The following is a 22,321-nucleotide window of genomic DNA, read 5'->3' on the forward strand; positions in this document are numbered from 1 at the left end:
GTGCACGCACGCCGGGCCTGGGTCATTCCGGGCCCGGCGTTTTTCATGTATAGCGAACATCGCACCCGATCCAAGGAGTCCTTCCGATGACGAAGCCCACCCGCGCCAGGATGCGCAGCCTCCTGCTGCTGGGCGCCCTGCTGGCCGCCCTTCCCGTTCTGCCGGCGCTGGCCGCCGATGCCCCGGCACTGGATACCGGCCCCGGCCCGCAGCTGCGCGCCGGCAGCCTGATGCTGATCCCCGCCCCGGCCAACGTGCAGCGCAGCGAGGGCAAGGGCATCACCGTGGCTGCAGGCACGTCCCTGCATGCCGACGGCGAAGCCGCGCAGCGGGTGGCCCGCCAGTTCGCCGATCTGCTCGCCCGCAGTGGCGGCCCGCGCCTGGCGCTGGCCACGGGCAAGGCCGCAGCCAAGGCCGGTGGCATCCGCTTCCAGATCATCCCCACCTTCCGCGACAGCGGCGAGGGCTACACGCTGGAAAGCACCGCGCAGGGCGTGCTGGTGCAGGCCGGCAACGAAACCGGCCTGTTCTACGGCGCCACCACGCTGGCCCAGCTGGCCACCGGCGGCAGCCAGGGCGCGCTGCCGGCCGTTCAGATCCAGGATGCGCCGCGCTTTGTCTGGCGCGGCTTCATGCTCGACTCGGCGCGCCACTTCCAGAGCCTTGACGAGATCAAGCGCGTGCTCGATGCAATGGCCGCGCACAAGCTCAACACCTTCCACTGGCACCTGACCGATGACCAGGGCTGGCGCATGGAGATCAAGCGCTACCCGAAGCTGACCGAAGTCGGCAGCTGCCGCCTGCCAGCCGGCGATGGCGGCATCGATCCGGTGACGAAGCAGGAATACCCGTACTGCGGCTTCTATACGCAGGACCAGATCCGCGAGGTGATCGCCTACGCCGCCGCGCTGCACATCCAGGTGATTCCGGAAATCGACGTACCCGGCCACGCCACCGCCGCGATCGCCGCCTACCCGGAACTGGGTTCGATCAGCACGCCGCTGAAGCCGATCAGCGAATGGGGCGTGTTCCCGAACCTGTTCAACACCGAAGACAGCACCGTGCAGTTCCTGGAGAACGTGCTGGAGGAAGTGATCCAGCTGTTCCCGGCGAAGTACGTGCACGTCGGCGGCGACGAGGCGGTCAAGGACCAATGGATTGCCTCCAGGCAGGTACAACAGCGCATGCGTCAGCTGGGCATCAAGGATGAGATGGCCATGCAGAGCCACATCATCAAGCGTCTGGAAACCTTCCTGGAAGAACACGACCGCCGCCTGATCGGCTGGGACGAGATCCTCGAAGGCGGCCTGCCGCCGCAGGCCACGGTGATGTCCTGGCGCGGCACCGAAGGCGGCCTGGCTGCGGCCAGCAGTGGCCACGACGTGGTGATGTCGCCGGTGACCCATCTGTACCTGGACTACCTGCAGACCGGCTCACCCAATGAACCGCCGGGCCGCCCGACCCAGGTCAACCTGGCCAAGCTGTACGCCTTCGAGCCGGTGCCGGCCGAGCTGGCCGCCGACAAGCGCGGGCACGTCCTCGGCCTGCAGGCGAACATGTTCACCGAGCACACGCGCAGCTACGCACGCCTGCAGCACAACCTGTTCCCGCGCCTGGCGGCCGTGGCCGAAACCGGTTGGAGCGAACCGGAACATCGCGATTTCCGCGATTTCCTCGCCCGCCTGCCGGCCCAGCTGCAGCGCTACCGTGCCTGGGGCCTGGCCTATGCGCAGACCCCGTTCGAAGTGGGCGTGGGCCATACCGATGACCGCGCCGCCAACACCGTGACCGTGTCGCTGGCCAATCCGCTGGGCTATGAAGTGCGCTACAGCACCGATGGCACGCCGGTGACGGCCGCCTCGCCGCTGTACCAGCAGCCGCTGACCCAGCCGCTGCCGGCCACCGTGCAGGCCGCCGCATTCTTCCAGGGCCAGCCATTGGCGGCAGCACCGACGGTGGTGTCGTTCACCGCGCAGTCGCTGCTCAGCCGCCACAGCGAGGAGCTGCGCAGCTGCGTGGGCGAGAAGGGCCTGGTGCTGCGCCTGGAAGACGATGGCCCGCGTGAAGGTACGCGCACGGTGTTCACCGTGGACATCTTCCAGCCGTGCTGGCGCTGGCCGGCTGCGCAGCTCGATGGCATCGGCAGCGTGGAAGTGCGTGCCGGGCGCATTCCGTACTACTTCCAGCTGGCCCACGATGAACCGGCACGAAAGTTCGAGAAGGCCAAGGGCCGCAACGGCGAAATGCTGATCCGTCGTGGCGACTGCACCGGCAAGGTCGTCGCCCAGGTGCCGCTGCCGGCCAGCACCGATGCCGATGGCTTCGTCACCCTGCGCGCGGCGCTGCCGAAGGGCGTGTCGGGCACGGATGATCTGTGCATCAACTTCACCGGCGATACGCGCCCGGCGATGTGGGTGCTGGATGAGGTGACGCTGCAGAAGTAACGACATCCACGCATGGCGTGGATCTACCGCCCGGGGTCGGATCCCTTTCCGCAGGAAAGGGCTCTGACCCCAGGCGCGGTTACCTCAACCGCGCCAGCGCAGCAGCAGGTCGCGCAGCGGGGTCAGGGCGGTCGCCAGGCCCGACAGCACGCCGACCGTGTTGGCCAACGCGTCCATCGGGTCGGCACTGCGGGTGGAGGTCAGCGCGCCCTGCGCGAACTCGATGCCCACCCCCATCAGCACCAGACCCACGGCCGCCCACAGCAGCGGCGTGCCGCGGCGGAACAGCTGCACCGCGCTGCCGGACAGGATGAAATAGGCCAGGAAGTGCTCGACCTTGTCGCCGTTCTCCGGCAGGTCGATCGGCGGCGGCGGGATCAGGCAGACCACGATCACCACCAGCACCGCCAGCAGCCACAGCGCGGTCCACAGCCGCGGCCGACGCAGCGGCTTGATCACCGGCAACCCTGCGCTCACAGGCGCCAGCTCAGGTCACCCAGCTCGAAGGCCGGTTCAAAATCCACCTCGCGCTGCAGGCCGATCACCTGGAAACGTTCGCCCATCTCGCTCGGCAGGGTCAGCTTCTTCACCTGGTCACGCAGCTGGATGCGGCCCACTTCATCGGTACGCTCCTCGGCCAGCACCAGCACCTGGTCCAGGCCGTTGCCCAGCAGGAAACTGGACTGGCTGCAGTAACCGGCCAGTTCGAAGCCACCGTGCAGGCCGGCCTCGGCCATCGCGGTGAAATCCACCGACGCGGTGATGTCCTGCAGGCCCGGCCAGCGGTACACCTCGTTGTGCACGTGGTGGCGATAGAACGCGCGCACGGTGCCGTCATCGCGGTCGTGCTGGTAGAACTCGCCACGGTTGTAGCCGTAATCGACGAACAGCATCGCGCCGCGCTGCAGGCCGCCAGCCACCGCCTGCAGCCAGTACGGCAGCTGTGGCAGCACTTCGGAACGGTAGCCATCGGCGAAGGGCTTTTCAAGGTAGCGCTCGAGATGCCGCACCGCGCCGTTGAGCAGCACGTCGGCCGGCTGCGCACCGCGCATGAAGTTGCCATCGCCATCCAGCTCGACGGTTTCTTCGTAGACCTCACCCTCCTTGATCAGGAAGCGCGGGGTCGGCAGTGCGTCGATCACCTCGTTGGCGAACACCACGCCATTCCAGTCGTCATCGAACGGCCGGTCGACCCATTCCACGCGGCTGGCCAGCTCGGCCGGCAGATTCTGCTGCAGGCGCTGCTGCTGGCGCTGGCGCAGGTCGGCACTGGGCTCGAGGATGGCGTAGCGCGCCGGCAGCGCGTCCAGCTCGGCCAGGCGCAGCAGCACGGCCTCGGCGAAGGCGCCGGTGCCGCCGCCCAGCTCCAGCAGGCGCGCGTGCGCGTCCAGCTGGGCGAACACCGGGGCCAGCGCGTTGGCCACGCTGCCGGCGAACAGGCTGCCAAGCTCGGGCGCGGTGGTGAAATCGCCACTGCCGCCGAACTTGCTGGCGCCGGCGCTGTAGTAGCCCCAGCCGGGGGCGTACAGGCACAGCTCCATGAAGCGCGAGAACGGGATCGCCCCGCCCTGCGCAAGGATTTCGGCACGCAGGGCGGCCGCCAGCTGGTCGCTGTGGGCCAGGGCGTCGGCGTCGGGCAGGGGAAAGGTGGGCTGCATGGTGTCTTCGAATGCGGTGACAATGGTGCACAGGATAGCCGAGCCTTGGAGGACCCTCATGAGCGACACCGCCCCCGTGGCCCTGATCACCGGCAGCGCGCGCCGGATCGGTGCGGCCATCGCCCGCCAGTTCCACGCCTGTGGCTGGTCGGTGGTGCTGCACGCCCACACATCCAGCGCCGAGCTGCAGCAGGCCGCGTTCGACCTGGAGAACATCCGTCCCGGCAGCGTGCTGGCCCTGCAGGCCGATCTGCGCGACGCCGATGCCCTGCCCGACCTGGTCGAACAGGCCGTGGCCCACTTCGGCCGCCTGGACGCGCTGGTCAACAACGCCTCGAACTTCTTCCCGACCCCGCTGGGCCAGGTCACCGCCGAGGCCATGGACGAGCTGTACGCGGTCAACGCCCGCGCGCCGCTGCTGCTGTCACAGGCCGCCTCACCGCATCTGCGCCGCCAGCAGGGCTGCATCGTCAACCTCACCGACCTGCACGGCACCGACCCGATGCGCGACCACATCGCCTACACCATGGCCAAAGCCGCGCTGGAGATGGCCACCCGTTCGCTGGCGCTGGAACTGGCACCGAAGGTGCGGGTGAATGCCGTGGCGCCGGGCGCGATCCTGTGGCCGGAACAGGGCAAGGATGATTTCGCCCGCGAGGCGCTGCTGGCGCGCACGCCGCTGGCCCGCATCGGCACCGTCGAGGAGATTGCCGAGGCGGTCTACTGGCTGGTGGCCGAGGCCCGCTTCGTCACCGGCCACACGCTGCGCGTGGATGGTGGGCGTACGGTGAGTTGAGACGACCGGTAGTGACGGCCGCTGGCCGGCAGACCTTCATTCCAGGTCAACGACCTCAAACGCTTCGCCATGCTGCCGGTGCGCCCGCCACAGCGTGGCCAGGTCCTGGCCGCTCACTGGGTCGATGAAGTCCGGAGCGATGTCCGCCAGCGGCTTCAGCACGAAGGCGTGTTTCAGTTCCGGGCGCGGGATGCGCAGGTGGCCGGGGCCTTCCACCACCAGGTCGCCATAGAACACCACGTCGACATCCAGGGTGCGGTCGGAAAAGCGCGGCCCGCTGCGATCGCGGCCATGCGCGTCTTCCAGCGCGTGCAGCCAGTCGTCCAGTTCCTGCAGCGGCAGATCGGTCTCGATCGCCACGCCGTTGTTGAGGAAGGCCGGGCCATCGAAGCCGACGGCAGCCGTGCGGTAGGCCGGTGACACCCGCAGCGCGCCAAAGCGCTCGCGCAGGGCCGTCACCGCGGCATGGAGGTAGCGGCGGGGCTGGACGTTGCTGCCCAGGCTCAGGAGCACGGTGGTCATGCGGTTCCGGTGACGGCGTTCAGGTGGGGGGCGGGCATGCCATCGTCACGGCGGCCTGCCTACAATCCGGGACGCACATGATAGGACACCCACATGACCTATTGCGTTGGAATCGAGGTGGACGAAGGCCTGGTCTTCGCTGCCGACACCCGGACCAATGCCGCGCTGGATGATGTACGCGTGCATCGCAAGCTGCACGTGTTCGAGTACCCGGGCGAGGCGACCTTCGTGTTGATGGCCGCCGGCAACCTGGCCACCACCCAGCTGCTGGTGTCGCGCCTGCAGCGCGATGCCGACGAGGCGCGCACCCCCAACCTGCGGCAGATGCGGCACCTGTTCGAGGCCGCCGCCTACGTGGGCGCACTGCTGGTGGACAGCCAGGTGAAGTGCCAGCACACCGAACACGGCCATGATGGCGTCAACACCCAGGCCACGCTGATCTTCGGCGGGCAGATCGCCGGCGAGCAGCCGGGGCTGTACATGGTCTACCCGCTGGGCAATGCCATCGCCGCCTCGCCGGAAACCCCGTACCTGCAGATCGGCGAATCCAAGTACGGCAAGCCGATCCTCGACCGCATCGTCAGCCCGGCAACACGGCTGGAGGATGCCGCGCGCACGGCGCTGCTGTCGCTGGACTCGACCATCCGCTCCAATCTTTCCGTCGGGCTGCCGATCGACATGGTGATGCTGCGCCGGGGCGAACTGCGGGTGGCCCAGCAACTGCGCTTCACCGCCGATTCGCCGCTGTATGCCGAGATCCACAACAACTGGTCGCGACGGCTGGAGCAGGCGGTGGCAAGCCTGCCACGGTTCCCGTGGGAAGCGCCAGGCACCGACCTGTAAACCCCGCCGGGCCATGCCCGGCGGCGCGGTGTCAACCCAGCGCGTCGGCCACCGCGCGGAACACCTGCTGCATCTGCAGCGGCTTGCGCAGCACGTGCACATCGATGCCTGGCGGGAAGGCGTCGACCTCCAGCTCCACCGCGGCCTCTTCCAGCACCAGCGCCGGACCGGCGTACCCCAGCGTGGCCATCTCGCCCAGCAGCTGGCTGGCCGGCAGCAGCCGGGAACCGGCATCGGCAATGACCAGCGCCGGCATCGCTTCCTGCTGCATCCAGCGCAGCGCGGCCGGGCCGTCAGAGGCCAGCTGCAGCTGGTAGCCCTGGCTGGACAGCGCGTTGCCCAGCAGCGACAGGCGCGTGGCCTCGCCATCGACCACCAGGATCGACTGGCCACTGCCCAGTGCCACCAGCTGCTCGACCGGCTCACCGCCTTCGGCCAGCTCATGCATCGGCAGGCGCAGCTCGAACCGCGTGCCCTGCCCCAGCTGGCTGCTGACATGGATGCTGCCGCCAGCGCCTTCCACGATGCGCTTGCACGACATCAGACCCAGGCCAGTGCCATCACGCTTGGTGGTGAAGAACGGATTGAACAGATGCGACAGCGTGTCGGCATCCATGCCGATGCCTTCATCCACCACCACGATCCGCAGCCAGTCCACACCCTCGCGCTCGCCGGCATGGTCGGCCGTCAAGCTCAAGCGCCCTCCCTGCGGCATGGCCTGGATCGCGTTGAGCGCCAGGTTCAGCAGCACCTGCTGCAGTTCGGTGTAGTTGGCATCGACCGCCAGCCCCTCGTCGCGCACCTCCAGCTCAAGGCTGACGGCATCAGGCACGTTGCTGCGCAACAACAGGGCCACGGCGGCAAACAGGCTGTCGATGGCGATGCGCTCGCTGGGATTGCGCGACCCCCGCACGAAGGACAGCATCGACTCGGCCATTTCATGGCCCCGACGGCCGCACTCGGCGATGACATCGGCCAGGTGGTGCAGCTGCGGATCGTCCGTGCGTGCCTTCAGCAGGTCCGGCATGATCAGCAGCGGCTGCAGGATGTTGCGCAGGTCGTGGCTGAGGCCGGCGGCGAGCAGCGACAGGCTCTCCAGCCGCTGCGCGCGCATCAGTTCGGTTTCCACGCGCAGCCGCTCCACCGCGCTGCGTGCATCGCGCACAGCGCGCGCCACTGCAGACGGCAGGCGCGCCGGGTGGTGCTTGATGATGTAATCGTTGGCGCCCTTCTGCAGGGCCTCCACCGCATTCTCTTCGCCCATCGTGCCGGAGACGAAGATGAAGGGCACATCCGGCGCGGCTTCGCGCACGATGCGCAGCGCCTCGTCACCGGAAAAACCCGGCATGCTCAGGTCCGACAGCACGATATCCGGCAGGAAACCGGCCAATGCCTGGCGCAGCTCGGGCGCGCTTTCCACGCGCTCGAAGCGGGCATCGAGCCCCGCATCGAGCATCTGTTCGGACATCAGCTCGGCATCTTCCGGTGAATCTTCCACCAGCAGGATGCGCAGCGCCCCGAGGGCCGGACCGGTCAGGGGCATGGTCCTACTCGAGTTCCGGTGCCTGGTTGATCAATGCCCAGAACCTGCCCAGGGTCTGCACCGCACCGAAGAACTGGTCCACGTCCACCGGCTTGACCACGTAGGCATTCACGCCCATGTCCCAGCTGCGCGCGAGGTCGCTTTCCTCCCGCGAGGACGACAGGATGACCACCGGCAGGCGCTTGAGTTCATCGTGTTCGCGGATCTGCCGCAGCACTTCCAGCCCGTCCATGCGCGGCATCTTGATATCCAGCAGCAGCACTGCCGGCAGGCCCTCCTCGCGGTCGGCGAAGGAGCCGCGGCGCAACAGGTAGTCCATCACCTCCACGCCGTCCTCCACGTGCACGATGGGGTTGGCCAGGCGGGCTTCCTGCAGCGCATCGATGGCCATTTCAGCGTCGGCCGGGCTGTCTTCGGCCAGGAGGATGGTGCGCAGCGTGGTCATGCGGAAGGCCCTTGGTTGACTGCGTCCAGCGCGGGAGGCAGGTAGAAGTGGAAGGTGGCGCCGGCATCGGGCGCGGCGTCGGCCCAGATGCGGCCACCATGACGGGTCAGCACGCGACGCACGCTGGCCAGGCCGATACCGGTGCCGGGGTAGTCACTGGCCTTGTGCAGGCGCTGGAACACGCCGAACAGCTTGCCGGCGTAGGCCATGTCGAAGCCTGCGCCATTGTCGCTGACCGTGAACTGATGACCGCCATCGGCCTGCGGCTGGTAGTCCACGCGGATCTGCGCCGGTTCGCGGTTGCCCGAGTACTTCACCGCGTTGCCCAGCAGGTTCAGCCATACCTGGCGCATCATGTTCTCGTCGGCCACCACGATCGGCAGCGGCGCGATGCTCCACTCCACATGGTGGGCAGCACCGCTGCTTTCGGCATCGGTCTTGAGGTTGGCATCGAGCATCGCCCGCGTGTCGGCCACCAGGGTCTGCATGTCCACGGTCTGCTGGCGCATCGCCGCGCGCCCCAGCCGCGAATAGACCAGCAGATCGTCGATCAGCGAGGCCATGCGCCGCGCCGAACCGGAAATCACGTCCAGGTAGTGGCGGCTCTTGTCGTCGGCGTCCTCGCCCAGGTGCCGCGACAGCTTGTCCGAGAAGCCGGCGACATGGCGCAGCGGTGCGCGCAGGTCGTGCGATACCGAATAGCTGAAGGCTTCCAGCTCGCGGTTGACCTCCGAGACCTGGGCTACCTTGCCCTCCAGCTGGCGGTTCAGTTCTTCCACGCGCAGCTGCACGGCACGCTGCATCGTCACATCGCTGATGGTCAGCAGCACCACTTCATCATCGCTGTCCGGCAGCGGCATGCGGCGCGCGTTGAGCAGCATGTAGCGCGCCATGCCGTCGGCGGTGCGCTGTTCATGCTCGAAATCCCACAGCTCGCGCCCACGCAGCAGCACATCGGACAGGCGCTGGCGCACGATCGGGTCCTGCCAGGCCCCTTCGGCCACATCGGCCAGCAAGGTGCCGTCGGCGCGTTCGTCCTGCAGGCCATACAGCTCGGCGAAGGCCGGGTTGTGCAGCTGCACGCGCAGGTCGCGGTCGAGCAGCACGATGGGCTCGCGCACGGTCTGCAGCACCGAGGCAGCCCGCGCAGCCGAGCGCAGCGATTGCCGTTCGGCATGCAGGCGACGGCCGATCTGCCGCTGCAGCAGCCACAGCACCAGGCCCAGCAGGCACAGCTGCACCAGCAGCGAACTCCACGACACCAGTTCGGTCTGCCGGTGCTGGCGCGCCGCCTGTTCGGCGCGCGCGGCCAGCAGTGCCTGTTCGCTGGCCTGCAGTTCTTCCACCAGGCCGCGGATCGGGTAGCGCGTGCTCAGGTCCTGCACCAGCTCGCGCTGGTCGGTATTGGGTTCCGAGCGGGCCAGCTGGCGTGCCAGCGCCATGCGCCCTTCCAGCATCGATTCGATGCGGCCGATGCGGATCAGCTGGTCTGGATTGTCGCGGGTCATCCGGGCCAGCGCGGTCAGCCGGCCGGGAATGTCGTTGGCCCGCGCCATGCGCTCGCGAAGGCCGGGCGCATCCACGCCCTTGGACAGGGTCAACGCCGCCGATTCGACATCGCGTACGTCGGCCTGCAGTTGTTGCAGCGCCACCCCCACCGCCTGGGTATGGCTGACCCAGGACATCGCCGCTTCGTTCTCCTGCTGCAGGTGACGCAGCGTCAACCACGGCACGACGATGATCGCCGCAGCCGCCAGGGCCAACGCAGGCAGCCGCCATCTGTCCCAGATGTCATCACTGAACGCCAGCGCCATGATCCATCGTCAAGGAAGCGATAGCGCCAATATAGCGCAGCGGATCAGTCCGGGAGAACAGACCGCCAGGCCACGACAAAGGGCGACCCTGGCGGGACGCCCCTGTCCACTTCATGCTGCCGCGGCGATCAGCGCTTGGCGGCGGCGTTGACCTTCAGCGCGGCCGAATCCACGCGGGTCACGCCCTTGATGCCTTTGGCGGTGGTGATCGCCTTGTCCTTCTCGGCCTGGGTGGCCACGGTGCCGCTGAGGCTGACCACACCATTGACCGTTTCCACCTTTACCTCGGTGCCCGGGACGTTGCTGCTGGCCAGCAGGTCGGCCTTCACCTTGGTGGTGATCCAGCTGTCGGTCACCGGCTCGTTGGAGTCATGGCGGTCAGCGTGGGTCATCGCGGCCTTCGGCGGATCCTTGGCGGCGGGGTCCTTGGCAAACGCGGCCGACGAAGACAGGGCCAGGCCCAGGGTGAGGGACGACGCAATCAGGGTACGGGTCAGGTTGCTCATCGTGCGGTGCTCCTTGTGGATGTGCTGCCAGTCTGGACAGGCCGCTGTGTTGCAGGCGTCGGGCTTTGGTCACGCTGCCGTGAACCTGTGCGCTGCAACCGCAACGGTTCAGTTTTGCCTCGTCAGGGTCGACGCTCTACGCTGGGCGTCCCCACCGTGCGGAGCCCGCCATGCGCCCCGACCTGCAACTGGCCCTGATCGGCTACGGCCTGGCCGGCCGCGTGTTCCACGCCCCGCTCATCCAGCACACACCCGGGCTGGCCCTGCACAGCATTGTCAGTTCGCAGCGTGACACCCTGCTGCGCAGCTTCAGCGATGTGCATGTACGTGCGGCCGCGCAGGAGGTGTTCGATGACCCGGCGGTGGATGCGGTGGTGATCGCCACGCCCAATGAACAGCATGCGCCGCTGGCCATCGCCGCGCTGGCCGCTGGCAAGCACGTGCTGGTGGACAAGCCCTTCGCGCTGGATGTGACCGAAGCGGAAACCGTGCTGGAGGCTGCGCGCACTGCCGGGCGCATCGCCACGGCGTTCCAGAACCGGCGCTTCGATGCGGATTTCCTCACGCTGCAGTCGCTGCTGGCCAGTGGCGCGCTGGGCGAAGTGGCCGAATGCCATGCGCACTTTGACCGCTACCGGCCGCAGGTGCGCGACCGCTGGCGCGAACAGGCGGGGCCTGGCAGCGGCCTGTGGTACGACCTCGGCCCGCACCTGCTGGACCAGATGCTGGTGCTGTTCGGCTGGCCGCAGGCGATCACCGCTGATCTGGCCGTGCAGCGCGAAGGCGGCAGCAGCATCGACTACTTCCACGCCGTGCTGCACTACCCGCGGCATCGCGCCATCGTGCATGCCGGTTCGCTGGTGGCAGCGCCGACGCCACGCTTTGCCGTGCATGGCAGCGAGGGCAGCTGGGTCAAGCATGGCCTGGACGTGCAGGAGGCACAGCTGCGCCGTGGCGTGGCGCCGGGCGCGCCCGGCTGGGGCATCGACCCGCGGCACGGCGAGCTGCTGCGCTGCGATGCGCAGGACACCGTGCAGCGCACGACCGTGGACAACCTGCCGGGCGACTACCGGCGGCTGTACGCGCAGTTCGCTGCGGCAATGCATGGCGAGGGCGAGCCGACGGTGAGTGCGCAGCAGGCGCTGCAGCTGATGCAGTTGCTGGAGGCGGGGATGCAGAGCGCGCGCGAAGGACGACGGGTGGTGTTGGGGTGACCGGCAGGGCTGCGCCCTGCACCTGCTCAATTCAACGGTAACGGCAACGGCAACGGCAAAAGCCTGCATTCCGTAGGTTGGCGGGGTGGCTCAGGTTGCGGGGGACGGCGCAAGTACGTCCATGTAGCCTCGGTCGCGCCATCCATGGCGCTCACGCCCCCGCAACCTGAGCCACCCCGCCTTCGACAGTTTCCTGCGGGCAGTTGGTGGGTGCCGACCGTTGGTCGGCACGGGGTCGGATCTGGTGGGTGTCGACCTTGGTCGACACAGTAGATCCACGCCATGCGTGGATGACGTGGAAATGATGTGTAGAGCCGAGCCATGCTCGACTGGCTTGCTTACGACTTCTTGATCGCGTGGCCGCCGAACTCATTGCGCATCGCCGACAACAGGCGGTCGGTGAACGAATTGGATTCGCGCGAGCGCAGGCGTTCCAGCAGCGACAGGGTGATCACCGGCGCCGGCACGTCCAGCGCAATCGCTTCGGCGACCGTCCAGCGGCCTTCGCCGGAATCCTCGACGTACGGGGCGATGCCATCCAGCGACGGATTGCGCTTGAGCGCTTCGCTGCTCAGGTCCAGCAGCCACGAACGCACCACGCTGCCGTGGCGCCAGACTTCGGCCACCTGGGCCAGATCCAGTTCCATCTCCTGCTTGCGCTCCATCAGCGCGAAGCCTTCGGCATAGGCCTGCATCATTCCGTACTCGATGCCGTTGTGGACCATCTTGGTGAAATGGCCGGCGCCGGACGGGCCGACGCGGCCCCAGCCGCGGTCTTCGGCCGGTGCCAGCGTACGCAGCAACGGGCTGATCTGCTCAACCACCGACGCTTCGCCGCCCACCATCAGGCTGTAGCCCTCCTGCAGGCCCCACACGCCGCCGCTGGTGCCGCAGTCAACGTAGCCCAGGTCATCCTCAGCCAGTGCCTTGGCGCGGCGGATTGAATCCTGGTAGTTGGAATTGCCGCCGTCGATGACGATGTCACCCTCGGCCAGGTGCGGGGTCAGCTGGCCCAGGGTCTGGTCGACGGTCTCGCCGGCCGGCACCATCAGCCACACCACGCGCGGCACCGGCAGCGCGGCAACGGCTGCAGCCAGCGAATCCACCACCTCCAGGCCGGCCTCGGCCGCGCGCTGGCGGGCGCCCTCCCCCGGGTCGTAGCCGACCACGCGGTGGCCGCCGCGATGCAGGCGTTGGGCCATGTTGGCGCCCATGCGGCCGAGGCCGATCATTGCAATGTCCATTGTTTCACCTTCAGTTGTTGTCGGAAGTCAGGCTGCCTGGCCGGCCGGTCGCCGCGCAGTGGCGCAGCTGCGCCTCGCGCCAACGCCGATAGAGCGTGGTATGCAGATTGTGCAACGCCAGGTCGACGGAAAACGACGTGCGTGGGTTGCGGTCGAGCAGGCGGATGATGTGGTAGCCGATAGGACGTATACCGCGTGGGTGCACATAGATCACGAACTGCTGGTAGAACGGATCGTCCAGCAGCTGGTCCATCCGCGCCAGGGTGGCCTGGTAGCGCGGTTGCAGCTGCGCGCGCAGGCCGGGATCGCGTTCGTACAGCAGGCGTTCGAAGTAGCGGCGGCCGAGCCGCGGAATGCCCTGCGCAAGCTTCCAGATCTCGGCGTTGCGCTGGTCGTACCAGGCCAGCCCGCCGTGCGTGGCCAGTGCCTGCGCCGCGTCCGCCCCCACATCGACGACGATGAAGTTCTCGGCCTGGTTGCTCAGGTCGTCCAGCGTGGCGACATCACCCACGTGTTCGATGAAACCGGGCACACCGAGGAATGCGCTGCGCCCCATCGCCGCCGTGCGCACGGCTTTGCCGTCTGCGAAGAATTCACCGGCTCGCGCGCCAAGCAGGATGCTGTCGGTGTCGTGCAGGCCCAGCAGCGTTCCAATCGACAGCTCGGCGGGCGCGAATTCGGCATCGAAGGCGGTATCGCCGTACAGCTCGCGCTGGGTGGCCAGCTGTGCAACCTGGCGGCCCACGCCACATTCGGCGCGCACGTTGCCGGTGTAGAACGCGTCCAGCGCGCGGCTGTTGCCGGCCAGCGGCGTGTAGCCACGGCCGAAGCTGCGGGTGTTCTGCCAACCCTGTGCAGGTGCGCCGCGCGCGCCGAAACCGATCCAGCCCAGCTGCAGGCCGCTGAAGCGGAAACCGGGGTTGTCCTGCAGCGCCTGTGCCGCGCGCCGCGCCGCAGCGCCCAGTTCGAATGTGTAAGCGCAGAGCGTGACCGGGTCGTCCAGCAGCCGCTGCAACAGGGCCTGTCGTGCTGCGTCGGTCATGGCGGCCGGCCAGCGCACCTGCAGGTCGCCCGCCTGCTGCGCGGCCTGCAGCGAGGCACGCGTGCAGACCGGGCCACCGTGAATCCGCGGTGCGTCGACCGCTGCGGCTTCAAAGTGCCAGCCAAGCCGCTGCAGCAGACCCTGCATGCACGCAGCGCTGGCGGCGCTGCCGACCACCGGCCAGCCCAGCAGCAGGGCCAGCCCCAACGCCCTGCCCTTCATCGTCAGCCCTGTTCTGCCGCCGGTTGCGGAACGGGTTCGGGCGTGGGTGCCACCGGTCGAGCGGCCGGTGCAGGGGCCGGTGCCGGCTGCTGCGCCGCCGGCTGCGGCGCCGGACTTGGCTTGGCCACGGCGGCCGCCGGCAGGTACTGGTGCAGGCGGTCGAAGAAGCGCCGGTAGAAATCGGCATCGGTGATCGTGCTGCTGGCGACCTTCACCAGTGAATCGTCGTTGCTGCCGAACGGCAGCGACACCGAGCCGAGGGCACCCACGCCGACGCTGGCCGAGGTCGGGCTCTTCTTCAGCGCGTAACGGTCCTGCACCGCGCTGACGAACACCAGCGCCTGCTCGCTGCCGCGTGGCGCGCAGGAAATGCGCAGCACCAGCTGCTCGTGGTCGTCTTCGCGCAGCTGGAAATTCTTGTTGCCTTCCACCTGGCCATCGTCGGCACGGGCGATCGCATAGCCCTGGCTGAGCAGGGTACGGCGCGCTGCTTCACAGGCCTCGGCGGGACGGCCATCAACGGTGCGCGAGAAGGTATCGCCCGAATCGAAGGATTCGCGCAGCAGGCTGTTGTCGGCGGCACGGCCGCCGCAACCGGCCAGGGCCAAGGTACTGGCCACGGCCAGCAGGGACAGCGAAAGACGGGAGGCCCGCATGGGTACTCCTGCGAGAACGGAAGCCCCAAAGGTAGACCCGGGGCCGTGTGCAGCAGGTAGAAACGCCCGCCCCCGTTGCTCCCGGTTCATGCATGAAAAAGGGGACGGAGGGGATTAAGTCGTTTGTGCATCAACGACTTAATCCCCTCCGTCCCCTTTTTTGTCAGTCAGCCCAGCGGCCTGCGCCGGTGGACTGCGGCAGCACCTGGGCCGAGAGCGGGCGGTCGGTTTCCAGCAGGTTCACCGCATCGGCCAGGATCGAGGCCGACTCACGCAGCAGCGGGTCCGGGCGCTTCTCGGCAGCCTTCTCGCGGGCGGCATCCTTGACGATGTCGCGCTCGTTGCCGGTCAGGCCGTCATCGCTGCTGTCATCGGCCAGCGGGTCCAGGGCCAGGCCCAGTTCCTTGCGGATGACCTGGCGGTCCTTGCGCTGCTTGTCCTGGCGCTCACGTTCGGCCAGACGGGTCGCCTCGTTGAGCGAAACGTACTTCTTGGCCGCTTCGGTGCGGAACTGCTGCACGTCCTCGTTCCACCACTGGAACTCCTTGTCCGTGGCGATGCGGGTCTCGTGGCGCGTTTCCAGCTTCGGCAGCAGCGGCGCGAAGTTGCCGTACTGGGTGTGCGGCACGGCAGCGATGCGGGTCCACGGCAGCGCGTTGTCGTAGGTGCTTTCGCCGAATTCGGTGGCATCGACGCTGGCCGGGAACGCCAGGTCCGGCACCACACCCTTGTGCTGGGTGCTGCTGCCGCTGATGCGGAAGAACTGGGCGATGGTCAGCTTCACCTGGCCAAAGCGCTGGGTCTCGCCACTCGGCCAGCGGTCGAGGTCGACGATGTTCTGCACGGTGCCCTTGCCGAAGGTGGTTTCACCGATGACCAGGCCACGGCCGTAGTCCTGGATGGCACCGGCGAAGATCTCCGACGCCGAGGCCGAGCCACGGTTGATCAGCACCGCCAGCGGGCCGTCCCAGGCAACACCCTGGTTGCGGTCGCTGTTGACGGTGACGCGGCCACCGGATTCGCGCACCTGCACCACCGGACCCTGTTCGATGAACAGGCCGGTCAGTTCAATGGCCTCATCCAGCGAACCACCGCCGTTGTTGCGCAGGTCCAGCACCACGCCATCCAGCTTGTCGGTCTTGAAGCCGGCCAGCAGCTTGGCCACGTCGCGGGTGGCCGAGGCGTAGTCGGTCGCGTTGCGGCGACGGCCTTCGAAATCCTGGTAGAACGTCGGCAGCTTGATCACGCCCACCTTGCGCTCGGGCTGGCCATCCTTGCCCGGGATGGTCATGGTCTCGCCCTTGGCGGCCTGTTCGGCCAGGCGCACCTTCTGCCGGGTCAGCAGCAGGGTGTGGTGCTTGCCGTCCACGCCGTCCTCGGCGGAGATGAACTCCAGCCGCACCTGGGTGTCCTTGGCGCCACGGATCTTGGCCACCACGTCATCGATGCGCCAGCCGATCACGTCTTCCAGCGGGCCGGACTTGCCCTGGCCGACGCCGACGATGCGGTCACCCGGCTTCAGGGTGCCATCCACGGCGGCCGGGCCACCGGCGATGATCTCGCGGATCACCACCATGTCGTCCTGGCGCTGCAGCTGCGCGCCGATGCCTTCCAGCGACAGCGACATCGCCTGGTTGAAGTTCTCGGCGGTACGCGGGGTGAAGTAGTCGGTATGCGGATCGACGGCGCTGGTATAGGCGTTCATGAAGAACTGGAAGACATCCTCGCCCTTCAGTTCGTTGACGGTCTTTTCCAGCGTCGCGTAACGCTTGTCCAGGGTCTTGCGGATGTCGTCGGACTTCTTGCCGGCCAGCTTCAGGCGCAGCCAGTCGTTCTTCACCGACTTGCGCCACAGCTCATCCAGCTCGGCATTGCTGGCCGCCCACGGCACATCCTTGCGGTCGTATTCGAAGCGCTCGTCGGTGGTGAAGTCGGGCTCCTGCTTGAGCAGCCTGCGCGCATAGCCGACGCGCTCGCCGACACGCTGCTTGTAGACCGCGAACACCTCGAAAGCCGGCTCCAGCTCGCCACCGCGGATGGCGTTGGCGATGCCGACCTGGAACGGCGCGAAACGGGTCACGTCGGCCTGGGTGAAGTACTGCTTGCCGCCATCGAGGGTTTCCAGGTAGCGCTTGAACACGTCCTTGGAGGTGGCCTCATCCAGCGCGCGCGGCCGGTAGGCATAGCGACTGTCCGACAGCAGGCCGTAGACCAGCTTGGAGGTGGTCACCTGGTCGGCGGTGGCAGCGGCCGGCAACGCCGGCGAGTCGGCCTTGGCCGCCAGCGCCAGCGGCGCGACCAGCGCCAGGGCCATCAGGAATGCGGGGGCTTTGAATTTCATGAACGTGCTCGAAGGCGCCTTGCCAAGGGGGAGACTGCAGGGTGTTCAGACACCACGACAGTGCCGAAAGTTGCCGTCTTTGTCATCCGGCCGCGTTCGGTTGAAAACCAGCCTAGCGGGGCCGGTGTAGCAAATTGTGAATGCAGGGGGTAGCGCCGGGCCATGCCCGGCGAGCACAGCTGGAGACAGGTCAAAGGCGTGCGAACCAAGGTTCGCACCCACCGGGGACGGTTCGCACCCGCCGGAGCGGTTCGCACCCATCGGCGCAAACGCTTACCGGACGCCTGCGCCCTTGGCCTGGACGTCGGCGTGGTACGACGAGCGCACCATCGGGCCGGAGGCCACGTGGCTGAAGCCCAGCTCGTAACCGTAGTCTTCCAGCGCCTTGTAGTCTTCCGGGGTCCAGTACTTCAGCACCGGGTGGTGGTGCGCGGTCGGCTGCAGGTACTGGCCGATGGTGATCATGTCCACGTCGTGCGCACGCAGGTCGCGCATGGTGGCCTTGATCTGCTCGAATTCCTCGCCCAGACCCAGCATGATGCCGCTCTTGGTTGGCACCGACGGATGCTGCGCCTTGAAGTTCTTCAGCAGGTTCAGCGACCACTGGTAATCGGCACCCGGGCGCACGTTGCGGTACAGGTCCGGAACGGTTTCGATGTTGTGGTTGAACACGTCCGGCGGGTTCTGCGCCAGGATCTCCAGCGCGCGCTCCATGCGGCCCTTGCCACGGAAGTCCGGGGTCAGCACTTCGATGCGGGTGCCGGGCGACTTCTCGCGGATGGCGGTGATGCAGTCGACGAAGTGCTGGGCACCGCCGTCGCGCAGATCATCGCGGTCAACGCTGGTCACCACCACGTACTTCAGGCCCATGTCGGCCACGGTCTGGCCGAGGCTGGCCGGCTCGTTGGCATCGGGCGGCTTGGGGCGGCCGTGGGCCACGTCGCAGAACGAGCAGCGGCGGGTGCAGACTTCGCCCAGGATCATGAAGGTGGCGGTGCCGTGGCCGAAGCATTCATGGATGTTCGGGCAGCTGGCCTCCTCGCACACGGTCACCAGGCGGTTCTCGCGCAGCTTGGCCTTCAGGTTCTGCACGGCATTGCCCGAAGGAATGCGCACGCGGATCCAGGACGGCTTGCGCAGTACCGGCGCGTCGGCGAACTGCACCGGCGAACGGTTGATCTTGTCCCCGCCCATCTGCTTGACGCCCACCTGCAGCGGTGCGGCGGTCGGCAGGTCGGCCTGCACGATCTGCAGGGGAATGGTGCGGGCGGTGGTCTCAGTCATGGCAGTTCCGGGGGGCGGTCAGGCGGCCGCAGAAAGATCGGGCAGTTCGGGCGTGGGCTGCAGCAGAAGACCGAACTGGCGGGCCAGATGGTCCAGCAGCACCGGCTTGACGGCGTCCATCCCGGACGGGCCTCCCAAGTCTACCACCGAGGTCACCTGCAGCCCCTGGTAACCACAGGGGTTGATGCGGTGGAAGGGTTCCAGGTCCATCGACACATTGAAGGCCAGGCCGTGGAAGGTGCAGCCGCGGCGCACGCGGATGCCGAGGGCGGCGATCTTCGCATCGCCCACGTAGACGCCCGGCGCACCCTCGCGACGTTCGGCGCCGATGTTCCATTCGCCCAGCGTGTCGATCAGGGCCTGTTCGATGCGGCACACGTAGTCGCGCACGCCGATGCCCAGCCGCGGCAGGCGCAGCAGCGGGTAGACCACGATCTGGCCGGGGCCGTGGTAGGTCACCTGGCCGCCGCGGTCGACGTGCAGCACCGGGATATCGCCCGGTGCCAGCACGTGTTCGTCCTTGCCGGCCTGGCCCAGGGTGAACACCGGATCGTGTTCGACCACCCATAGTTCGTCGGCGTCGTCGTCGGTCCGCTGGTCGGTGAAGCGCTGCATGGCGCGCCAGACCGGTTCGTAGGCCTGGCGCCCGAGGTCGCGCACCACCGCAGGGCGGGCCGGACGCTGCCCGGGGGCAGGCTCGGCCACGCAGCTGGTGGCTACACCGTCCACTTCACTTCCGGATGGTCGCGCAGGGCCTGGTGGGCCACGTCGTACTGTTCGCGGTTCTCGGCCCGGAACACCAGGCGCACCGAAACGTACTTGCCGTTGGACGAATGCTTCCAGCTGATGCGCTCGTTCACCACATCAACGCCGGCAGCCAGCAGCAGGCGGGGGAGATCGTGCTCCAGGCCACGGTTGGCCGGGCCCATCGCGCTGAGCTCGAACTGACCGGGGAACTGGAAGCCGTGTTCGGGGTTGTCGGACTTGATTTCCATGCCCCCATTATCGGGCCGCAGGGCACCAAACCCAAGAGTATTCATCAACGTCAAAGGGTGTACCGGCAGGCTGCTGCGTTGCAGGCTGTCACCCGGTTCAGCCGGCGGCCGGGCAGTGATCAGTTTCGCCTGCGGGACAAGTGCGTATTACGGAACAGACAAGTGAAGGCGGACGGCTCGTTCCGTCACGGGGACGGGAGTAACGTGTTGTTGCATAAATCGACCTTCACACGCCAACCACCTGATGATCATTCCATCCATGCGTACTGCCGCAGCCATCAGCCTGACCGGCCTGCTGGCCGCTGCCGCCCTCCCCCTCACCGCCCAGGCAGCCGAACAATGTGGCCCGGAGGCCATGCGCGAACACCCGCCGCAGGTCAATTTCCGCGTCGACAACGATCTGTTCGGCGCCAAGGACCAGGACCAGGGCTACACCAACGGCGCCCAGCTGACCCTGGTGTCGCCCAATCTGGTCGACTACACCGATGACCCCTGCCTGCCGCGCCTGGCGCGCTGGGTGAACCGCCACCTCGAGCGCCTGCACCCGGGCGAATTCGAGCAGCAGAACATGATCTTCAGCCTCGGCCAGGGCATCTATACCCCCACCGATTTCACCCGCAAGGACCTGATCGAGGATGACCGCCCCTATGCCGGCGTGCTGGTGGCCAGCTTCGGCTACAACGCCCGCCGCGGCGACCGCCTGCAGACCACCCTGCTGACCCTGGGCGTCGTGGGCCCGTGGGCGCAGGGCAAGCAGGTGCAGAACGCGGTGCATGACCTGCTGGGCGACGAGAAATTCCAGGGCTGGGACAACCAGCTGCACAACGAGCCGGTGGTGATGTACACCCACGAACGCATGCGCCGCTGGCCGGCCGATGCCAGCGTCAATGCCGGTGGCTGGGGCTGGGATGCAATCAGCCACTACGGCGGTTCGATCGGCAACCTGGAAACCAAGGCCAATTTCGGCGGTGAAGTGCGCTTCGGCTGGAAGCTGCCCGACGATTTCGGCAGCACCCCGCTGCGCCCGGCCGGTGAAAACACCGCACCGACCCGCGGCGGCAAGCCCAGTGGCTGGTCGTGGCACCTGTTCGCCACCACCGATGCGGCGTGGGTGATCCGCGATATCACCCTGGACGGCAACACCTTCCGCGACAGCCACAGCGTGGACAAGCGCCATGTGGTGGCCTACGGCGGCTACGGCATCGCGGTGATGCGCGGCCCCTGGAAGTTCGCGATGGCGCGTTACCACAGCACCCGCGAATTCAACGGCCAGCGCGAAGCCCCGGTGTTCGGCAGCTTCACCATCAGCCGCTCGATGTAGGAAGGTTAAAAAAGGGGACGGAGGGGATTAAGTCGTTTGTGCACAAACGACTTAATCCCCTCCGTCCCCTTTTTTGCGGCCGGCTTGCGCCGGCCTTTTCATTCACCACGCCGGGGCGTGGATCATTCTGATTCCCACCACATCCAGAAGCTGTCCCACAGGCGCTTGAAGAAGCCGGCCTGTTCGACGGCGGCCACGGCCACCAGCGGGGCTTCGGCCACGACCTTGCCATCCAGGGTCACCTTGACCGTGCCGATCTGCTGGCCAGCGGTGAACGGGGCTTCCAGGGTCTTGGGCACGTCGATGCTCGGCTTCAGGTCGTTGTAGCGACCGCGCGGCACACTCACCAGCATCGGCTGGGCCACGCCCAGCTGCACCTTGTCGGCGGCACCCTTCCACACCTTGTGCTCGGCCACGGCCTTGCCCGGCTCGTACAGGCGGTGGGTTTCGAAGAAGCGGAAGCCCCAGTTGAGCAGGGCCAGGCTGTCATCGGCGCGCTGCTTTTCCGACGAACCACCCAGCACCACGGCGATCAGGCGCTGGTCGCCACGCTGGGCCGAACTCATCAGGCAGTAACCGGCTTCGGAGGTATGGCCGGTCTTGATGCCGTCCACGCTGCCATCGCGCCACAGCAGCAGATTGCGGTTGGGCTGCTTGATGTTGCCCACCTGGAATTCCTTCACCTTGTTGTAGGCGTAGGTGTCCGGGTAATCACGCACCATCGCGCGGCCCAGCAGCGCCAGGTCGTAGGCGGTGCTGTGGTGGCCTTCGGCGCTCAGGCCGTGGGCGTTGACGAAGTGCGAATCCTTCATGCCGATCTTGGCGGCGTAGCTGTTCATCAGCGAAGCAAACGCTTCCTCGCTGCCGGCCACGTGCTCGGCCAACGCGATCGCGGCATCGTTGCCGGACTGGATCGCCATGCCCTTTTCCATGTCTTCCAGGCGCGCGGTCTGGTTGACCGGGAAGCCGCTGTAGCTGCCATCGGTGCCGGCGCCACCTTCGCGCCAGGCGCGTTCGCTCATCATCACCTGGTCGTCAGCGCGGACCTTGCCGTTCTTGACCTCGGCGGCGACCACATAGGACGTCATCACCTTGGTGATGCTGGCCGGGGCCAGCTGTTCGTGGACGTTCTCACCCGCCAGGATCTGGCCGGTGGCGTAGTCCATCAGGATAAAAGCCTTGAACGCGCTGGGCACCGGGGCCGGCGGGGTGGCCACGACCGCCGGAGCGGCTGCAGCAGCGGGCGCCGGGGTGGCCGGGGTCGGCAGCGGCGTCTGGGCGGAAGCCAGGCCAACCACCAGGGTGGCAGCCAGGGCGGTGGCGGCGGAACGGAAATTCATTGGACTGCAGGCTCCAGGGGACGGCCAGAATGGAGGGTGGTACGAACGGCCATTGTAAGGCCGGTGTGGCAGGGGCCGGCAGCACCGGCCC

General features: G+C 67.5%; 20 protein-coding genes. 5 read left to right on the forward strand and 15 right to left on the reverse strand.

What is annotated here, in order from left to right; all coding sequences use genetic code 11:
* Nucleotides 1-86 precede the first annotated feature (86 nt).
* The gene (locus tag VER16_RS16525; RefSeq protein ID WP_324809781.1) at nt 87-2,444 is read left to right on the forward strand and encodes a beta-N-acetylhexosaminidase; all 2,358 of its coding nucleotides are present in this window, start codon (nt 87-89) and stop codon (nt 2,442-2,444) included.
* An 84-nt stretch (nt 2,445-2,528) separates the two neighbouring features.
* Here VER16_RS16525 and VER16_RS16530 read toward each other — a convergent pair whose 3' ends face one another.
* Together VER16_RS16530 and VER16_RS16535 are read right to left on the reverse strand one after the other, a co-directional pair.
* Complete coding sequence (locus VER16_RS16530) at nt 2,529-2,921, reverse strand: VanZ family protein (protein ID WP_324809783.1); 393 nt, start codon at nt 2,919-2,921, stop codon at nt 2,529-2,531.
* A complete protein-coding gene (locus VER16_RS16535) occupies nt 2,918-4,102 on the reverse strand; it encodes a class I SAM-dependent methyltransferase (protein WP_324809785.1) in 1,185 nt (394 codons plus the stop codon). Before VER16_RS16535 ends, VER16_RS16530 begins: the two co-directional genes overlap by 4 nt.
* Nucleotides 4,103-4,160: 58 nt before the next feature.
* Between VER16_RS16535 and VER16_RS16540 the strand changes: the two genes are divergently transcribed.
* The gene (locus tag VER16_RS16540; RefSeq protein ID WP_324809787.1) at nt 4,161-4,898 is read left to right on the forward strand and encodes a pteridine reductase; all 738 of its coding nucleotides are present in this window, start codon (nt 4,161-4,163) and stop codon (nt 4,896-4,898) included.
* 36 nt (nt 4,899-4,934) lie between these two features.
* Here VER16_RS16540 and folK read toward each other — a convergent pair whose 3' ends face one another.
* Nucleotides 4,935-5,420: a 2-amino-4-hydroxy-6-hydroxymethyldihydropteridine diphosphokinase gene (folK, locus tag VER16_RS16545; RefSeq protein WP_324809789.1), complete on the reverse strand. Its 486-nt coding sequence runs from the start codon at nt 5,418-5,420 to the stop codon at nt 4,935-4,937.
* A gap of 93 nt (nt 5,421-5,513) precedes the next feature.
* Here folK and VER16_RS16550 point away from each other — a divergent pair, with 93 nt between their 5' ends.
* Nucleotides 5,514-6,263, forward strand: coding sequence for a 20S proteasome subunit A/B (locus VER16_RS16550; protein ID WP_324809792.1), 750 nt, complete (start codon nt 5,514-5,516; stop codon nt 6,261-6,263).
* Nucleotides 6,264-6,294: 31 nt separating this feature from the next.
* Here the strand turns inward: VER16_RS16550 and VER16_RS16555 are convergent, their stop codons facing one another.
* The 4 genes from VER16_RS16555 to VER16_RS16570 all read right to left on the reverse strand — a co-directional run bounded on the left by VER16_RS16555 (nt 6,295) and on the right by VER16_RS16570 (nt 10,571).
* Complete coding sequence (locus tag VER16_RS16555; protein ID WP_324809794.1) at nt 6,295-7,806, reverse strand: ATP-binding response regulator; 1,512 nt, start codon at nt 7,804-7,806, stop codon at nt 6,295-6,297.
* A gap of 4 nt (nt 7,807-7,810) precedes the next feature.
* Nucleotides 7,811-8,251 carry a response regulator gene (locus tag VER16_RS16560; protein WP_324809796.1) on the reverse strand — a complete coding sequence of 147 codons (441 nt, stop codon included), beginning with the start codon at nt 8,249-8,251 and terminating at the stop codon, nt 7,811-7,813.
* Nucleotides 8,248-10,065: a sensor histidine kinase gene (locus tag VER16_RS16565; protein WP_324809797.1), complete on the reverse strand. Its 1,818-nt coding sequence runs from the start codon at nt 10,063-10,065 to the stop codon at nt 8,248-8,250. Before VER16_RS16565 ends, VER16_RS16560 begins: the two co-directional genes overlap by 4 nt.
* A gap of 128 nt (nt 10,066-10,193) precedes the next feature.
* Complete coding sequence (locus VER16_RS16570; protein ID WP_324809798.1) at nt 10,194-10,571, reverse strand: BON domain-containing protein; 378 nt, start codon at nt 10,569-10,571, stop codon at nt 10,194-10,196.
* Between the two features lie 170 nt (nt 10,572-10,741).
* Here VER16_RS16570 and VER16_RS16575 point away from each other — a divergent pair, with 170 nt between their 5' ends.
* Nucleotides 10,742-11,785, forward strand: a complete 1,044-nt coding sequence (locus tag VER16_RS16575; RefSeq protein ID WP_324809799.1) for an oxidoreductase — start codon at nt 10,742-10,744, stop codon at nt 11,783-11,785.
* Nucleotides 11,786-12,123: 338 nt separating this feature from the next.
* On the opposite strand, the gene gnd is transcribed toward VER16_RS16575, so the two are convergent.
* The 7 genes from gnd to VER16_RS16610 all read right to left on the reverse strand — a co-directional run bounded on the left by gnd (nt 12,124) and on the right by VER16_RS16610 (nt 19,569).
* Nucleotides 12,124-13,029 (reverse strand): phosphogluconate dehydrogenase (NAD(+)-dependent, decarboxylating), encoded by a 906-nt coding sequence (gene gnd, locus VER16_RS16580; RefSeq protein WP_324809800.1) that lies wholly within the window; start codon nt 13,027-13,029, stop codon nt 12,124-12,126.
* A 10-nt stretch (nt 13,030-13,039) separates the two neighbouring features.
* Nucleotides 13,040-14,293 carry a hypothetical protein gene (locus VER16_RS16585; protein ID WP_324809801.1) on the reverse strand — a complete coding sequence of 418 codons (1,254 nt, stop codon included), beginning with the start codon at nt 14,291-14,293 and terminating at the stop codon, nt 13,040-13,042.
* 2 nt (nt 14,294-14,295) lie between these two features.
* A complete protein-coding gene (locus tag VER16_RS16590; RefSeq protein WP_324809802.1) occupies nt 14,296-14,949 on the reverse strand; it encodes a DUF2242 domain-containing protein in 654 nt (217 codons plus the stop codon).
* A gap of 163 nt (nt 14,950-15,112) precedes the next feature.
* Nucleotides 15,113-17,290 carry a carboxy terminal-processing peptidase gene (locus tag VER16_RS16595; protein ID WP_324809803.1) on the reverse strand — a complete coding sequence of 726 codons (2,178 nt, stop codon included), beginning with the start codon at nt 17,288-17,290 and terminating at the stop codon, nt 15,113-15,115.
* 273 nt (nt 17,291-17,563) lie between these two features.
* Nucleotides 17,564-18,574 carry a lipoyl synthase gene (gene lipA, locus VER16_RS16600; RefSeq protein ID WP_108762914.1) on the reverse strand — a complete coding sequence of 337 codons (1,011 nt, stop codon included), beginning with the start codon at nt 18,572-18,574 and terminating at the stop codon, nt 17,564-17,566.
* Nucleotides 18,575-18,592: 18 nt separating this feature from the next.
* Nucleotides 18,593-19,303: a lipoyl(octanoyl) transferase LipB gene (gene lipB / locus VER16_RS16605; protein WP_414716061.1), complete on the reverse strand. Its 711-nt coding sequence runs from the start codon at nt 19,301-19,303 to the stop codon at nt 18,593-18,595.
* Nucleotides 19,291-19,569, reverse strand: a complete 279-nt coding sequence (locus VER16_RS16610; RefSeq protein WP_324809806.1) for a YbeD family protein — start codon at nt 19,567-19,569, stop codon at nt 19,291-19,293. Before VER16_RS16610 ends, lipB begins: the two co-directional genes overlap by 13 nt.
* Before the next feature lie 259 nt (nt 19,570-19,828).
* On the opposite strand from VER16_RS16610, the gene VER16_RS16615 reads away from it, so the two are divergent.
* Nucleotides 19,829-20,890, forward strand: coding sequence for a lipid A deacylase LpxR family protein (locus VER16_RS16615; protein WP_324809807.1), 1,062 nt, complete (start codon nt 19,829-19,831; stop codon nt 20,888-20,890).
* 122 nt (nt 20,891-21,012) lie between these two features.
* Here VER16_RS16615 and VER16_RS16620 read toward each other — a convergent pair whose 3' ends face one another.
* A complete protein-coding gene (locus tag VER16_RS16620; RefSeq protein ID WP_324809808.1) occupies nt 21,013-22,230 on the reverse strand; it encodes a D-alanyl-D-alanine carboxypeptidase family protein in 1,218 nt (405 codons plus the stop codon).
* Between the last annotated feature and the right edge of the window lie 91 nt (nt 22,231-22,321).

Source organism: Stenotrophomonas sp., from assembly GCF_035634915.1.
In the GTDB taxonomy this organism is placed as follows: domain Bacteria; phylum Pseudomonadota; class Gammaproteobacteria; order Xanthomonadales; family Xanthomonadaceae; genus Stenotrophomonas.